The sequence below is a fragment of the Pseudomonas sp. Leaf127 genome, from assembly GCF_001423155.1.
In the GTDB taxonomy this organism is placed as follows: Bacteria; Pseudomonadota; Gammaproteobacteria; order Pseudomonadales; family Pseudomonadaceae; genus Aquipseudomonas; species Aquipseudomonas ovata.
The window spans coordinates 129,192-144,121 of sequence record NZ_LMOA01000023.1 but is presented as its reverse complement, the minus strand read 5'-3'; the positions used below and the strand labels follow the sequence as shown (position 1 = coordinate 144,121).

The 14,930-nt window shown below is 50.9% G+C and carries 10 protein-coding genes and 1 pseudogene; 3 read left to right on the top strand and 8 right to left on the bottom strand.

Translation table 11 applies throughout. The features are described from left to right. Window positions 1-4 precede the first annotated feature (4 nt). Entirely contained in the window at window positions 5-1,975 is a 1,971-nt protein-coding gene (locus ASF84_RS29810) for a transposase (protein WP_236709463.1), read from the top strand. Beyond that, entirely contained in the window at window positions 1,972-3,318 is a 1,347-nt protein-coding gene (locus tag ASF84_RS28680; RefSeq protein WP_082481762.1) for a transposase, read from the top strand. The genes ASF84_RS29810 and ASF84_RS28680 overlap by 4 nt, the downstream gene beginning before the upstream one ends. Before the next feature lie 62 nt (window positions 3,319-3,380). Here ASF84_RS28680 and ASF84_RS21730 read toward each other — a convergent pair whose 3' ends face one another. Beyond that, on the bottom strand, window positions 3,381-4,049 hold the full coding sequence (locus ASF84_RS21730) for a hypothetical protein (protein WP_056840944.1): 669 nt from the start codon (window positions 4,047-4,049) through the stop codon (window positions 3,381-3,383). Between the two features lie 694 nt (window positions 4,050-4,743). On the opposite strand from ASF84_RS21730, the gene ASF84_RS21725 reads away from it, so the two are divergent. Then, the gene (locus ASF84_RS21725; protein WP_442963085.1) at window positions 4,744-5,064 is read left to right on the top strand and encodes a hypothetical protein; all 321 of its coding nucleotides are present in this window, start codon (window positions 4,744-4,746) and stop codon (window positions 5,062-5,064) included. Between the two features lie 46 nt (window positions 5,065-5,110). Here the strand turns inward: ASF84_RS21725 and ASF84_RS21720 are convergent. From ASF84_RS21720 to ASF84_RS21695, 7 genes and pseudogenes are all read right to left on the bottom strand, one after another. Further along, window positions 5,111-5,619: pseudogene (locus ASF84_RS21720) on the bottom strand (tyrosine-type recombinase/integrase); the annotation flags it as partial. A 73-nt stretch (window positions 5,620-5,692) separates the two neighbouring features. Further along, window positions 5,693-5,854 carry a hypothetical protein gene (locus tag ASF84_RS29500; RefSeq protein ID WP_177339478.1) on the bottom strand — a complete coding sequence of 54 codons (162 nt, stop codon included), beginning with the start codon at window positions 5,852-5,854 and terminating at the stop codon, window positions 5,693-5,695. Window positions 5,855-6,739: 885 nt separating this feature from the next. After that, window positions 6,740-8,170, bottom strand: a complete 1,431-nt coding sequence (locus ASF84_RS21715; protein WP_056840943.1) for an IS1182 family transposase — start codon at window positions 8,168-8,170, stop codon at window positions 6,740-6,742. Window positions 8,171-8,204: 34 nt separating this feature from the next. After that, the gene (locus tag ASF84_RS21710; protein ID WP_056841496.1) at window positions 8,205-8,729 is read right to left on the bottom strand and encodes a hypothetical protein; all 525 of its coding nucleotides are present in this window, start codon (window positions 8,727-8,729) and stop codon (window positions 8,205-8,207) included. 70 nt (window positions 8,730-8,799) lie between these two features. Further along, window positions 8,800-10,116, bottom strand: coding sequence for a hypothetical protein (locus ASF84_RS21705; RefSeq protein ID WP_156684337.1), 1,317 nt, complete (start codon window positions 10,114-10,116; stop codon window positions 8,800-8,802). A gap of 313 nt (window positions 10,117-10,429) precedes the next feature. After that, window positions 10,430-10,996, bottom strand: a complete 567-nt coding sequence (locus ASF84_RS21700) for a hypothetical protein (protein WP_056840941.1) — start codon at window positions 10,994-10,996, stop codon at window positions 10,430-10,432. Between the two features lie 457 nt (window positions 10,997-11,453). Then, window positions 11,454-14,453 carry an RNA-directed DNA polymerase gene (locus ASF84_RS21695; RefSeq protein WP_056840940.1) on the bottom strand — a complete coding sequence of 1,000 codons (3,000 nt, stop codon included), beginning with the start codon at window positions 14,451-14,453 and terminating at the stop codon, window positions 11,454-11,456. Window positions 14,454-14,930 lie beyond the last annotated feature (477 nt).

Sequence of the window (14,930 nt, the reverse complement as noted above, 5' to 3'; positions counted from 1 at the left end):
CTTCTTGAGTTTATGCAAGGATAATGTTTATTACCTATTAAATAACGATCCATATACGAATCGGGTCAGGCTTGTTGATTTCTACAGACAGGAAAAGGAAATTAAAGTCACGCTGTTGACAATGAGTAGGTTTGAGTTCGAGGATGCGCTTGAGAATGGATGGGTAGAGGAGCTTAAAAAATATGTCGCTTTCCCTCCGTGGCTAGAACCTGTAAAAGGAATAACTATTGCACATCTGGAAAGCCGGAGAACATCTTCTAAAGAGTCGTATGATCACAAAGTGAATCGACGCTTTATGGCTATATCGGAACTTGTCATACGCTCTAGTGAAATTTTGACCAGCGATAACCCTAATGCAATAATCAACGCTCATGCAAAAGCGCTTAACCCTCCTCAAAATGCGGCGCGTCTTAGATTATGGTTTTATACCTATATTGTATTTGGCCGAAATAAATGGGCTCTGATGCCCCCACTTCATCGCATTGGAGGGTGGAACCGTGAATATTTGTCGCCGGCCAAAAAGCTGGGGAGGCCATCTCGAAAAGGCAAGAAGCATGGCTACCCAATAACCGCTGAAATAAAGGAATCTGTTTTATCAGGTTTTTTGAAATATAAATCATCGAGTAAAAATCGAGCTGATATATATGGTGAAGTGCTTACAAATGAATTTGGTTGCACCACCCTTGTGAAGGAAGGAGTTCGAGGCTTTATTCATCTTCAAGGACGGCCATTCCCAACACAGCGCCAATTTTATTACTGGATTGAAAAACTTATCAATCCTAAAGCACTCTCTATCGCACTGAAAGGATCACACCAGACTCGAAAAAACTCAGGATCTAAAGGATCTTTTGCGGAGAGAATAATCAATATATATCAGTCTGTAGAATTTGATGGTTACAATATTTCTTCAAGGCTTACAGGCTTAATCGAAAAAAGTTCAGTAGATGCTTTTTGTGTCGTTCGAGCTGTTTGTGGTTTATCAGGCGCTGTGCTAGGTATCGGGTTTTCACACGGTAAAGAAAACATGAATGCCTATAAAATGGCATTGTTTTCGATGGGAATGGACAAGGTTAAATACTGCGAATTATATGGCTTGACGATTGATCCAGACGAATGGCCATGTCAAGGCCTCGCAGGCAATATTGTTTTCGATAGAGGGCCAAGTGCATATTATGACTGTGAGCCTGAAATCAACTGGCTTGGCTCATTTGAGTTGACCCCCGTGTTCTCTGGCCAGTCCAAAGCGTCCGTAGAGTCATCTCATCCAAGGGATAAGAAAGTTTTGGGTCCGCCAACCTATGTCCAGAGTCGACTAAATTTTGTAGATATGGCCAAGCGCGAGATCCTGCAAGCCGTTAAGGATAACTTAAACTCAGATGCTAGCGGGCGGATGGATGAAGAGTTAATACTCAACGGCGTAAAACCAACACCCAATGGTATATTTAATTATTTCAGCTCCAGGTGTAGAGATAGCTCAATTAATATTCTGTTTGAGGAATTGGTAAGTAGTTTTCTCGTCAAACACCCTGCTACGATTCATAAAGATGCTGTGCATCTATATGGGCGCAAGTATAGATCGGCAGAGTTAGTCGGAACGGGAGTATTTGATAGGGTCGCTAGGAAGGGGGCTATTCCCACGTCAGTGTATGTATTGACTATGTGCGTACGGCATATTTGGATTGAGATTGAGGGAGAGTTACTTGAGCTGGATTCGGTACGCTCTGTTAGAACTACAGACGGAACTGTGGACATCAGCCTGCAAGAGTTACAGGAAATAAATGCGCTGCGCCGTACAGCAAAAACCGAGCTTTCATATGAAAAACCAGCTATTGATCAAGAGTTTAGGGAGAGGTATAAACTTGCGACCGGCCAGAATTGGGACGGTGGGATAGAGAAAATTGGACGATCCTCTAAAGGCGAGGCATATAAACTCGATACCTCCGATTATCATAGGTTTTCAGGTAATAAAAAATGAGCCTTAATCTTGAGTCTCGGTTTAGCGAGTTTCTGGGACTGGAGCAAATTCGTGATAAGGTAACTGTTAAGCCTTCCCCAGTCTGTGCATTGACTACACTAGATTTGTTACCCGCTGCAGAAAAATTGAATGAGGCGTTAAAAAGTATTTTTCTTCCAAACGATTTCTCACTCAAGTTTATTAAAGAAGTGGTTGATCGGGCATCAGTTCGTAGTCAGCTACTTTTTTCAAGTGAAGTCAACTATCTAGCTAATTTTTATAATCCGCCTGATATAGAGGTCTATCCCGTATGTCTTACGGGCCTTGCAGGTATTGGCAAGAGCCAGACGATCGCCGCACTTCAAAAGGTTTTACCACTTCCTCAAAGTTTTGAGTGCGGCCACTTCGATGGATCCATAGAGCTGGTTTCCCACTGGTATGCAAGTGCGAGGGGGAAAGCAAGCGGAAAACAACTACTAGCAGATTTTTTGTTTGACGATGGCCATACCCATGGAAGAAATTCGTCCAGATTATTACTGGAGTGTAGAAGGCGTGCAAATCGCAATGGTGTATCGCTTCTTTTGCTAGAGGAAACACAACATATAAATACAGGCTCTGGTGCATCTAAAGTGACGGATATTCTCTTGACAATGTCTGCAATCGGGCCTCCAATGGTGTACGTTTCAAACTACAGTTTGGTGCACAAACTGTTGAAGCGGAATAGCGAAGACAAGCAAAGGCTTCTTTCTGAACCAAGAGTCATGTTGCCTGATGATCCTGAAGGAACTGATTGGCAAAACTATATAAAGGAATGCGTGAGGGTCAGCGCAGGTCATATTCGCGTAAATATTTCGGAGTTGGCATCAGAAATTTATCGATGTACCTTTGGTATTAAACGACTGGTCGTTAGACTTTTAAAGGAAGCCTATATTCAGTGCCGAAATCAAGGACGAGAATTTATCAATATGGACGATATCATTCGCGCATATAAATCCGTAGCTTACTCTATGAATTTAAAGGATGTTGAAGAACTTCATCGACAAGCTTTACAGGGTCGGATGACGCGGAGTCGACTGGATCTTCGTTGCCCGTTTGACCTTCCTACGGATTTGAAATCCAATATTGTAAAAATGGTAAAAGCAGATCGTGACAGCCGATTTAATAATGCCGTTTTTGATTCATCTCTCACACAGGTAGAACGGGAAGCAATGAGGCTCGTAAAACCCACCTTGCTGGAACCCCAAAAAAAAGTGAAGAAAGCGCCGAGCGCTCCTCTGCCCAAGGCTACCGGACAGGACTTGGCTAAGAGTTTTAACAAGATTCTGGAATCGCTCAACCCGACAGTGAAGCCACGTAAGCCTTAACTTTGCCACGGATCTGCTTCTAAAGGCCGGTGGTCATCGTCCAGACGCACCCTCTCGCTTACTCAGACGGTGGCTGCAAGATTGAATGCTCCCAGCGCCTCAGCAGGGAGCGCAGCCTTGGAGATCAGGGTGAAATGATCCTGATGTGTATGGGCACCGGACCAGAGCCGATCCACAAGGCTGTTCAGCGCCTTTTGCGTAGGAATCAACTGGAACTGCGTACTCGTCCCTTGCAGGTAGTAGACGCGCAGCCCGTATGCGATAGCATTCGATATCTGGCGCTGCCAGAAGAACAAGCCGTTGCCAGTCTTCGGGTTATCCGACAGGATGACGTCGTACCGCTCCAGAAGGTAGTCGAAGAGCACCTGTTGAACGACATTTCGAAGCACTGCTGCATGCTGTGCGCTGGGCGAGCGCCAGGCCAGGTTTTGTACGGCACGTCGAGAGCTCAAGTCGGTGATCGTCGAGATTAGCACCTTGTTGTAGTAAGCCACTGAAGACTCAAGATCGTTGATCAGGGCGATCTCAAACTCATCATCGTTTGGGTGTAGGCGATGGTTCACTTGGATCAGGCGATAGCCAGGTGCCATCAGGCACTGGACTTCTGCGCTAATGTCGGTCACATGTGCCGCACCACTGAGAGCAGCGTACAAAGCGGCATTGTCAGTTTTTCGTATCAGATGAGCGTTGGTTTCTTGAATATTGAGATCACTGATCTGTAGCGTAAGCATAAGAACCCCGTTAGGGCTGATGAAGCGCGTTACAGTTGATCCAACGCTATCAAAACCTCAGATTTATACAAGTAAATACAAGCTAAAGCGACGGGCCTTTTCAGTTCTGGCTCCCTCGGTCAGGAGCATGATATTGGTTGATTAATCCCATCCTATATCCAGTGCAAGCGACGCGCTCGATGCGCAGTGAGCTTTCCGCAGTGCGCCGACCTTAGTGCTGGCCCAGACCTGCGTGACGCCCTTTCCTTTGCCATGGAGCTGCGCTTTGCTCGATGCCATGACTTCCTAGCCTGATCGAAGCCGGCGGCCGATCCGCTTGCGCCGCGAGTTTCCCCGCACTGGCGCAGTCTGGATGCGCTGGTGGCTCATCAGAACGGTATTTCTTTGGAGGAGGCCGCCTACGCTCTGAAAGACGCCTGATGAGTTTCAATGTACGCGGACGGTTACTCTGCTTACATTAACCTTTTGAGCTAAAGGTGGTTAGGCTGTGTGGTGGATTGGAATGCTGCCGTCAGACCATGCATGACCGATGATCGCCGGCGAGCCATTTCTTTCTGAGCAGCGCGCCGAAACTGATTGGGCGGCAGTATCGTACTATCAGTCAGCCGAGTCGGTATGTACCTCAAACCCGGCCATGCGCTGGGCTGAGGCGGTAGAATAGGCGCAATTTTCGCGACAAGGGCCAAGCAGAAATATCATGATGACTGAAGAAGAGATGCGCCAGGCGCTGTTTGGATCGGGAGGTCCGGTTGCATTGCCAAAGACTCCACCAGCCCAGTTGCCTGATATCGTCAACGTGCCGTTTGCTGGGTCGATCAAGCGCAAGGGTGCAAATCGGTTCGTACCAAAGCTTACAGTGACGTTGCGAGTGGGTAATGAGTTCGAAGGCGAGACAGAGCTGTTCACCTACGAGTCAGACACGTTAAGCACGCTTCAGGCTGAGCTGGACGCAAAGAAGATTGCACGGAAAAAATTCAGGTACATGGAGCTGGTATCCGTTAAGCCAGCAAAGTAATAGCCGCTTGGTCATAGCAGTGAATCGGCATTGCAATCAGACAGTGATATGCATAAATCCGCTCAGCCGCGACTTGGTGCAGGGGCAACCAGCGCAGCTTGCCGCCTTTGCCATGGATACGCAGGTGCTTGATGCCCCGGCGTTCCAGCAGGTCGCCGGTCTGTAGCTGGGCTCCTTCTTCGCGGCGCAGGCCGTGGTACATCAGCACGGCCTGGTGGTCACCAAGGGCCGGCGTTTTTCCTTCATTGCTCTCGATCCGGGGCCACTTCACACCGTGCACCGGGTTGCCGCCGGCGACGGCGTTGTTCTCCAGCAGGTGATCGAACAGGCTGGCCAGCGCGGCCAGTTTGCGTAGGATCGTGGCGCCGGCCAGGCCGCGTTGTTCGAGCTTGGCGCGCCAGGCCAGCACATGCGCCCGGGGCACAGCGCGAAATTCCTCGGCGCCGGCCAGGCCGACAAACTGCAGAAGTCCTGCAAGTCGACCAGGTACGCTCGCCGGGTGCGCGGGTTATCGATATTGGCGAACCACTCGACGACGGCCGGCACCGCGGTCAGTTGCTGGAACTAGGTCGCCGTCAGCCGACGCTCTCCGGCGACCTGCAGGTCACCGGCTGGTTGGTGGATCAGGTCAGTCATCGTCGTCCTCGACTGCGCACTGGCAGACCTCATCATTAACACAGGTCACCCAGTCGGTGAACTGATCACCGATGCCGGAGGTTTCATGGATTTCTTCAGTTGGGGTGAATGGGTAGCCGCAGGTCAAGCACCAGTTCGGATCGACGTCGTACATAGAGAAGCTCCTGAAGGGTTTAGCCTCCAATCCTGGTGTCACGACTATTCAATACGTGGTGGATCTGAATCAAACCTTGAGGTCTGGACCGTTTTCCGCGTCCCATTTGGCTTTGATCGCTGGCCATTCCTCCGGGGCCTTGAGTGCAAGGATTGAACGCTCGATATCGGATTCAGGCACCCGGTGCTGCCAGCGCAGGGCCCCACAGACAAGCCCGCCAAGGTGGGCTTTCTTGCACCTAGTGGATGCCAGAAACGAGGAACTGGCAGTCCAGGTAGCTGTGCTGAGGCTGGCCTTTCCTGCGAGTTATGGATTCGAAAAAGGCAATCCGGCCCCTCGCGGACCTGTGGCGGGTGAATGGCACCTTGCCTCATGTCCTCGACTAACACTGGCCATAACCCAACGTACCCGAGTGGCTGCGCTCCGGCAGTTTTTTGCCTGAAACGAGAGACACGTTGATGCGTCATGCCAGATTGCACCTCCATGTACGCAGAGCCTGTGTCCGCGTATATCTGCTCTACAAGCCATATAACCTCGTATATGAGCCCGGAAAAAGACCTCCTTGTACCCCCATCGCTTTCTCAACCCTTGACCTGTCACGCGGGCACGAAAAGCCCAGCATATACAAACGGCTTGATGACCAAGTGAAACAAAATTAGAGCGGATTTATTACTGTCTATGGCGAGAGTCGACCAATAGCTGCTTTTCACGAATGACAGCTTTCGACCCAGAGTGTGTAAAAACGCCTGGGTTTACTGTCGGCACATAGCGCCGACGGTTGTTAGCTGAGTAGTTGCTTGCGGTAAGCCCTACGGGACGTCACTGGGATCATGAAGGCTCCAGCGAGGCTTCAAGCATGCCAGATAGGCAACAAAGCCAACCCTTTCAGACCGACAACGCCTTCATCAAGCAGCTGCTGCCGAGGATTTTCATAACCCGCTTCATGTTGTAGGCGAGTACATTCAGGCTCATTTCTGCACTGACGCCTTCCAGCCTTCGCGTCAAAAAATGCGTAGCGCCCATCCACTGTTTGAGCGTCCCGAAGGGATGCTCGACCGTGCGTTTGCGGATTCGCATCATGTCCGGCGCGTTGTTCAACCGGACCTGCATCTCTTCCAATATCGCCTCATGCTCCCAGCGCCGAACACGGCGTTGCTTGCTCGGTGTGCACTGCGTTTTCAAGGCGCAGCCTTGACACTTTGAACTCCAATAACGATGCAACTTCATGCCTTTTTCGACACTGGAGAAACGCCATATCAGCGTTTCTCCGGCTGGGCATACATACTGATTTTTCGCCGCGTCATAAATAAAAGCGTCGTTGTTAAAACGCCCATCAGCTTTGGCTGCTGATGTCATTGGCTTGGGCACATACGCGGTGATATCCGCGTTGTGACAAGCCAGAATTTCCTCACCTTTGAAATAGCCTCGGTCAGCCACCACCGAAAGCGAATCCGATGCCATGGCCTCGCGAGCCTGCTTGGCCATTGAGCTGAGCTGATCGCGGTCGGAGCCGACATTGGTCACCTCATGAGCAACGATCAGATGGTGCTGAGTATCGACCGCTGTTTGCACTTTGTAGCCAACGATTCCTGTACCGCGCGTCATCATTGAACGCGCGTCTGGATCGGTCAGTGAGACCTGTTTATCTGGCGAGTCGTTGAGCCGTATTTCAATCGCCTGAAGCTCTTTCATTTGCGCTTTCAGCTTGGCGATTTTCTCTTCCAGCCGCACCGCCTTGGTTTCAGAGGAAGTGGGCTCTTGCCTATCCGCTGTATCGAGTGCGGCCAGGTAACGGTTGATGCTCGATTCGATTTCTTCCATGCGCCGCTTCAGTTTTGCGCTGGTGAAATTACGGTCGCGGTTGTTCACGGCTTTGAATTTGCTGCCATCAATGGCGACCAGATTTTCACTGAACAATCCCAACTGCTGACACAGCACCACGAACTGGCGACAGACGCCTCGGATAGCCTTGCTGTTGTCTTTTCGGAAGCTGGCGATGGTCTTGAAATCCGGCATCAAACGCCCCGTCAACCACATCAGCTCAACGTTGCGTTGAGCTTCTCGCTCTAGGCGTCGGCTCGACTGGATGCGGTTGAGATAGCCATAGATGTAGATCTTCAGCAGGACTTCAGGGTGATAAGCAGGTCGGCCTGTAGCAGCAGGAATAGCGCCGTCAAAACCCAAGTTGACCAGGTCGAGCTCATCGACAAATACATCAACCACGCGCACCGGATTGGTATCGCTGACGTAGTCGTCGAGGCTTTCGGGAAGCAAAGTGCTTTGGCCTCGATGTTCACCTTGGATGAAACGCTTCATGGGCGATCCTTTCGATGAACTGGACCCGAAGCGGTCACTGAATTGAGGTAACGAAGCGGGTCTCGAGGCCAACACTTACTGGCGGTAGCGCATTGATCAAAACGACGGCATCGTCGCCCTGGTTAAGGTAGATCAAGGAGTCACCTGTCTCGAACGTAACTCTGAATCCGGCAAGCCAAGGCTCTTGCCCGTAGAGAGAGTCAAGAATCCCCTCAACTGCACAAACTTTTTTGTTCTCGAGGTGGGTTGCTGATAAACCTGTAAGCAGGTTTTCTCGCTTCCATGAGCAGCTCGCGTTCGGTTCTATCTCAAAGGAAGCCGGCGTATCAGACGGCAGTAAGTCCGCGCCTACTCTCTCGCCATCACTCAAGAGATACATGGATAAAACTTCTCGCTCGCCAAACCGCCACTCTAAAGAACCTATGTCTCTCAAGCTTTTCTCGTCGTTGAAATAGTATTGGTCGTGCAGAAGCTCGCTCAGGTGCTTTCCCAAAAGCGAGCGTGCGTTTTGCAGGTCTCGGACAGCTCTTGCTGGGGACGGGGAGCGGCGGCCAGACATCAGGTTTCTCATATAGGTAGGAACTGAGGCAGATACTACACAAACGCCTTTACGTCCGCTTTTGGATTTATCAGGATTTCGTACAGAGCCTAGCCTGAAGTAACTGCTCAACTGCCACTGACCAGCTGTTTTTCTGGCGGAAACATTCATCTCCTAGCGCGTTGCGATCATGGTTGCGCATGGCGCGCTCATAATCCGTAAATAAATCTTCAATTTTGTCTCGGGGCAACTCGACGCGAACTAGATGAGAGCTAGAGACGGAAACTCTGGCATTTGGAAAATTCTGGTGAACTCTTGGTTCGGCAAGCTTTAATGTTGTCTCTTGCTCTAGTGGTGAAAATAAAATAAGTTCATCAAGATCTTCTTTGAGTATCGCCAAATGGAAGTCAAGGCTCAGATGCATCTTTTTAAGGAGAGTATTCTTTTGCTCAGGCCTTGCGTCAGTCATCACGTCAAGCTGCTGAAAAGTAGTTACAACCAAATGAAGCATTACTGATATAGAGGCATGAAGCCTAGTCATAGGCATGTTGTAATCTGGATTGCCGATTCCACTATGGACATCTAGCTGGGCGCTGGACACTTTATGGTAGAAAGAACCAGCACCATAGCAATCATCAGACCAACTAAACCGCCCTTGAAGTTCAGTAAGAATCTGTGGATACACGGTGCTCCACACTCCACTCACAGATGGGCCTCTATCCTCTGTCCAAAGGCTATTCAAGTAAAACAGCGTGCAGCGGCGCTCAGCCACTAAAGCCTCAATTCTCCGCTTGTATACACCCTGTATAGAGTCTCCATTACGATCAATCAGAAGAATCAGATGACATTTATCTAATCCCTCAAGCTCGAACGCCTCGAGGATTTCGTCGACTGCTCGCCCGGAAACAACAGTATCTATAAAGATAAATTTATCAGAAGGAAGATCGCGCGGAAGAACTTGAGAAAGCTCCTTTCCCTGAAGATGCTGAACTAATTTCTTATAAAACGTCAAATACGGATCTTGTCCATCCCGCCTAACAAGCGCACTCAAAACCTTAACCCAGAAACGCCTGATGGCCTTTGAGGTTTGTTTCTCCTCAGCTGGGTCTGCCGAGAATGGCAGTATAGTCACCGCATGGATTGCAGAGCCTAGGATTTCCATCCTTGAATCAAAGCGACTGTCCCTATCTACAAGGTAATTTGCCTCACTAAACCAGGCATGCTTTGCAGCCCTAAATATCGGCATTGCGCCGCGACTTGGAATTACAATTGAGTCGTAGCCTTCCTTGAAAAGTACTCTCAAGCAACAGCATAGATCTAGAGCTGTCCGCCCGTATTCAACAATATTCTCTTTAGTGAAAACTCTAGTCCAGTAATAATCTGCTGTTTCATCTTTACTATTCGCCATTCTTACATCTCGGGCTCTAAATTAAATACTTCGGAATATAATACGCCTTTTCCACAACTCTACGCACTAGAAACTCTCGGCTGGGTGTCTTTTTCTGAGGGCTGGTCAGTAGGAGTTGAGTTCCAACTGCATCGTGCGCCCCATGGAGCATTCCGAGAGGGCGATCATGATTATTTGCCACGACTCTTTCCAAACATTCAGCTCGTTTGGCGAGGCGTTCTATGGATGACCGCTTCTGGCCGACTGCTGCCCTTCATGACCGGCGGATTTCGACCCATAACAGCCCCTCGCGAAAAGCAGCAGTCGGCCAGGATCAGCCGTTGAACAGATATACGACCAGGCGTTTGGACGGGCTCACAATGATCACGCCAATCCGGCCAAAGGCGTAGTAGCTTCCTGGGGCATTGATAATGGCGTCAACCTCACTAATGACTGACGGATCGACATCAGTGCAAAAACCGTAGTTGCATAGATAGTCGTACGTTTTCATCGGCTGGTTTTTCCCTTCGGATGGCCAACGTTTTTCAGTACGAGAGACGGGGGTTTCCTGCCAGTTTTGATAGCTGCCCCTCCAGTGCCTAGATGGGTCAGGAGGATTGGCTGGCAGTTTTTTGAAGAACGATAACCCCGCGCCAGCCCTTATAGCCGTAGTCGGCGGCAACGGATAGACGCGGATACCTGACTCGTTGCCTCCCGGCCCAAAGCCCCATGACTCCTCGCTGAAGTAGGTCACCGCCGTGACGCCCAGTGCGTCTGGAACGAAACTCAGCCGGAAGACTTTCTCGTGCTGTTCAACTGCCCACCACGCCGCCGCACCACAGGTCAGCACCAGCAGAAGGAACACGATTGAACGGCGGAGAGACCGGCGAATACGATTCATGGCAGCTTCATCCTTGAAAAAAAATCTTCTGCTCAATGACCTGCGATCGGCAACTGTCGAATAGGTAGAAACCAGCCATGAGCGGTCCTCTAAAGCTTGTGAGAGAGTCCGAGTTAGGTTTTCCACGCAAGAACAGGCTCTTCCTTTTATGGAATTGAATCGCCCAACTCACTACGACATCGCATGTCACTTCTGCGTCAGCCGTATTACTGATGCAAGCATTAAACCTGAATCAGACTCCTACTAGCGAATTTATGCTCGATAGCATGTCCGCTTCTGGCCGTTAGCTGCCCTCCGTAAAGGGCAGCTTTGGGTCGATTGCAGCCGGTTACGACATGCCGCTATCGACCCAAAGCAGCCGGTCGGCGCTGGCAGTCACACTCCGGATCAGACGTAGATATCCCTTGAGTAACCAAGTGTGGGCCCCGTCTATATCAAGTTAATCGCTGTTGCGGGCTCATCCCTGCCCACCTTTGGGGATTATTTTTCGCTTAGAGGCCATATCTTGGTTGAATCCGTCGGGGACGGGTTTGAAGTCTTTAGCCGATGAGCGATAGCTGGACTGGAACTGACGCAGAGCCAGCACGTCGATCTCGCCAGTTATGCAGTAGTCATGATTACCGCCCTTAACCCGCAGCACGTCGCGCTTCCAGCGCTCCTTGTAGGGCGCGCGTATGCGGCTGTCGCCGTACTGGCGATTGTTGCACTGAATGATGTAGGCGTGAATGTCCAAAGCTGCCGATTCCACTAGGGCGTTGAAGGTATCGGTATCACTATTCCACTCGGGCACGAACAGGGCGTCGATCTGACCGCGCAGGGTAGCTCGGTAGCGAATGTTGGTCAGCTCGCTGCAGTTGAGCAGGGCAAAGCGAAAGTCGCCGTGTTGGATGAGCGGCGGTGATTTCCATTTCACTGTCGGTTTCATTCTGACTCCTGCTAGCCGGAACAACTCCTGCTCTTCATGGAATGCCGGGAGCTGCTTGTCCTGCCGGTAGAGCAGCAGAGAGGGAAAGCCGAGGCCGTCATGGGTGAGTGAGGCCCAGATCTGATTGTGTACCCGTTTGCCGCTATGGAGGTACTCCACGCCGGTAATCAGTGAGATGCCGCGGCCTTTGAGTTTGTCGGCGATGCGCATGAACCACTGGGGAGGCAGCGCCAGCTCTGGGAGGATTAGGTAGCCCGTTCCATCAGGCCTTGAGATTAGTTCGTTGATCAGCCGGTTGAGGCGCTGATAACGTCGACGGCTGTCCGGATCTGGTTTGCCCATGGCGGCGGCTACGAAGCTCTGGTCGAGGGTTTCCCAACTGGCTACCGCTATAGTCTGTTTAGCGGTTGGAGCACCATTGGGAATACAAAGTGCCTTCGAGTCTGGATCGCGAAAGGGCATCTGGTGCTCTTTCAGCTCAAAGCCACGCAACGCCCAAATTACTTTGCCAAGTTGGGAGATTTTTTTGGCCGCAAAGGGGGTGGGGGCGATGAGATACAGCTCAGTAAGGCTGAAAGGGCGAGTGGCGAAGACCATCCCGGCAGGCGTACCGTGATCCAAACTGAGCCAATCCGACAAAATACCGATGCCTCTCAGCACCTTCTTGCTTAACAGTCCAGTAGTTTTCAGAGTCGTGAGGCGGTCGAACTGCGGAATGCCACGCGGGCTGAGCATCTCTTTGGGCAGGCCGGAAAAGCGCAAGGGGGTATGCGCCAGGTCGTGGCTGAACAGGAAGGTGTAGGTTTCCTGCACAGAGCCCAAATCCTCTAGCATTCCGAACAGAAACGAACTCAAGAATTTCAGACTGGCCTTAAGCCTTTCCATGAGTTTTTTCCAGCCTGATACGCCGCTTTTGCTTATGGAGCAGGGAAAAGCCGATACGATGTTTTCATAAAGTGTAGTCGCCAGAGATAGCCGCCAGCGCTCTATGCATTCATCCATCGAGGCCACTTCTTTTTGCGCTTTGATCTCTATTAGGCAATCTTTTTCGACAGTTGAAAGCAACGCATCCAGGGCTTTGATGAGTCGACCGAGTTGCTCGAAGTCCTCGCAGGTGGTCGCCATGCGAACGATGCGTGGTAGGTATTGGGCCAGCTCGAAGAATTTGACCGGTTTCAGCAGGTGATCGATTACGGCATCGAAGAATGTGTGACGGTGCGCCTGCCAGGCTTGGGGGAGAAGATCGCGCTCGTAAGCTTCGTAATCGCGCAGATTGAGAGCGAAGCCTGCTCGATGCATGGTCAAAGCGTCGGCCTTGCGCAAGTTATCGGCCTGTTCGCCAGCGTGGTTGGTAGCCTTGAGCAGATCGGTGGCAACGGTGGTGGGAGCGGCTGGTAAATTCGGCAGCGCGCGCCATTCACTGGCCCGCTGGTTGATCTGTTCGGAGATGGCATTTACCAATGCGATGCCTGGGTTGCCAGAAAGGACGAACAATTTGTTCTTGCTGTTTTCAAAAGCGATGCGGCTGCCTTTGAGGTAGTCCGGTTTGAACAGAATGCTGCCGCCACTGCTTTCGAGCAGATCCTTACCACCATCGCGGTTGAACACCCAGCTCCAGAATTGCTCAGTGGTTTTGATGTTGCTGGTGTTCTCCATCACCAGCATAATGTCGTCCACATAGCGGCCGTAGTAAAGCGGCACAACCTGTTGCTCAATGAATTGGTCGAGCCGGAGTAGTGCCGAGTTAGCTACAATGGCGGACGCGGGCAGTCCGACTGGTAGGCCTTTTCCTAAGGGCGTTTTCTTCGCCCAGATTTTCAGGGCTCCAATGAACAGACGGTGAAGCTTGGCTTGAGTGCTGTTCAGTTCGATTTCGGCCAGGCTGAGAAAGTTTTCATCCAGCATGAAGTCGGGATTGAGCTCATGGTAGAAGCTACTCACGTCGGCCGTCAGCGCCAGCACTTTCTTGTTGTCGGCTAGGGCTGAGCGCATAGCCTTGATGCCGCCGTCGCGCCAGTCACGAAATGGTTTGAGGTAGGGCTTGAATGAGCCCAGAGCCAGCTTGTTGATTTGATGGAGGCGATTACGGCGCAAGCGACTACCGTAAATGTTGTCGCCCAGCACCTTGTCGAAGAGGTCGCCGACTTCCATCATCCACAGCGTCGACAGCGTATGAAAATCCATGCTGCATTGGGCCATAAGGCGGAATTCGGCTGTGGGTTGTTTACCGTCCTCCGTCAGGCTGACCCATTCATCTTCCGGGGAAGCAAAGATAAGGGCCGAACTTTCATATTTCGTTTCGACTTGAGCAAATTTGATGGCCTTGGGGGCCAGTGTCCATTCACCGAGAAAACTGGCCTCCTTAACCCAGTTTTCATCCTTGCCATTAAGCTTTTCCCTAAGGCGCTCGAGATTTTCCGCAAGGTCGTGTTCGTACTCGGCCATGGCAAGGATCTGCGGCTGAGTCGAGTAGTAAAGGTCAACTTTTGCCTTGCGCCAGGCGAGGCCGAGGTTATTCAGCGTGACGGTCACTGAGTGGCCTCCAGTCGCATGAGTCCTTTCTTGGCCTCAAACTTACAACCGACCAGTGGAAAAAGGCGCGCTAACCGGAGCTGCACATTACTCCAGATATTGTCGTTCTCAAGCTTCTGAACCTGAAGGCTAGTCTTGAACCACTGCATTTGATGACCATAAAGCATCGTTGATCCCTGTCATATCGACCAATTTTTGATGGTGAGAAGACTAAAGTGCCATCGCCTAGGGTGCAATGTGTTCAATTTCTTCGCCATCACCAATTGAGGAGCTTCAGCAAAAAGCAGTCGTGGGCCGCTTCCTAAGCAGATAGGTTGCAGGTTAGCAAGCTTGGGTATAGTCTGCTTTTGGCTATTTTCTACCCGTCGCGTGAGGCAGAAATCGCCCCGAAGCGGCCAGTCGTGATGGACAGAAAAGCTAGGTGTAATCACTCCCTGTCAACAAAGCTAGGACGATTCACAATATTCTCGGACATAC

Bases quoted from the DNA above. Each gene is read 5' to 3' on its own strand.
- ASF84_RS21730 (WP_056840944.1), bottom strand. From the start codon at position 4,049: ATGCTTACGCTACAGATCAGTGATCTCAATATTCAAGAAACCAACGCT.
- ASF84_RS28680 (WP_082481762.1), top strand. From the start codon at position 1,972: ATGAGCCTTAATCTTGAGTCTCGGTTTAGCGAGTTTCTGGGACTGGAG.
- ASF84_RS21710 (WP_056841496.1), bottom strand. From the start codon at position 8,729: ATGTCTGGCCGCCGCTCCCCGTCCCCAGCAAGAGCTGTCCGAGACCTG.
- ASF84_RS21715 (WP_056840943.1), bottom strand. From the start codon at position 8,170: ATGAAGCGTTTCATCCAAGGTGAACATCGAGGCCAAAGCACTTTGCTT.
- ASF84_RS21705 (WP_156684337.1), bottom strand. From the start codon at position 10,116: ATGGCGAATAGTAAAGATGAAACAGCAGATTATTACTGGACTAGAGTT.
- ASF84_RS21700 (WP_056840941.1), bottom strand. From the start codon at position 10,996: ATGAATCGTATTCGCCGGTCTCTCCGCCGTTCAATCGTGTTCCTTCTG.
- ASF84_RS29500 (WP_177339478.1), bottom strand. From the start codon at position 5,854: ATGTACGACGTCGATCCGAACTGGTGCTTGACCTGCGGCTACCCATTC.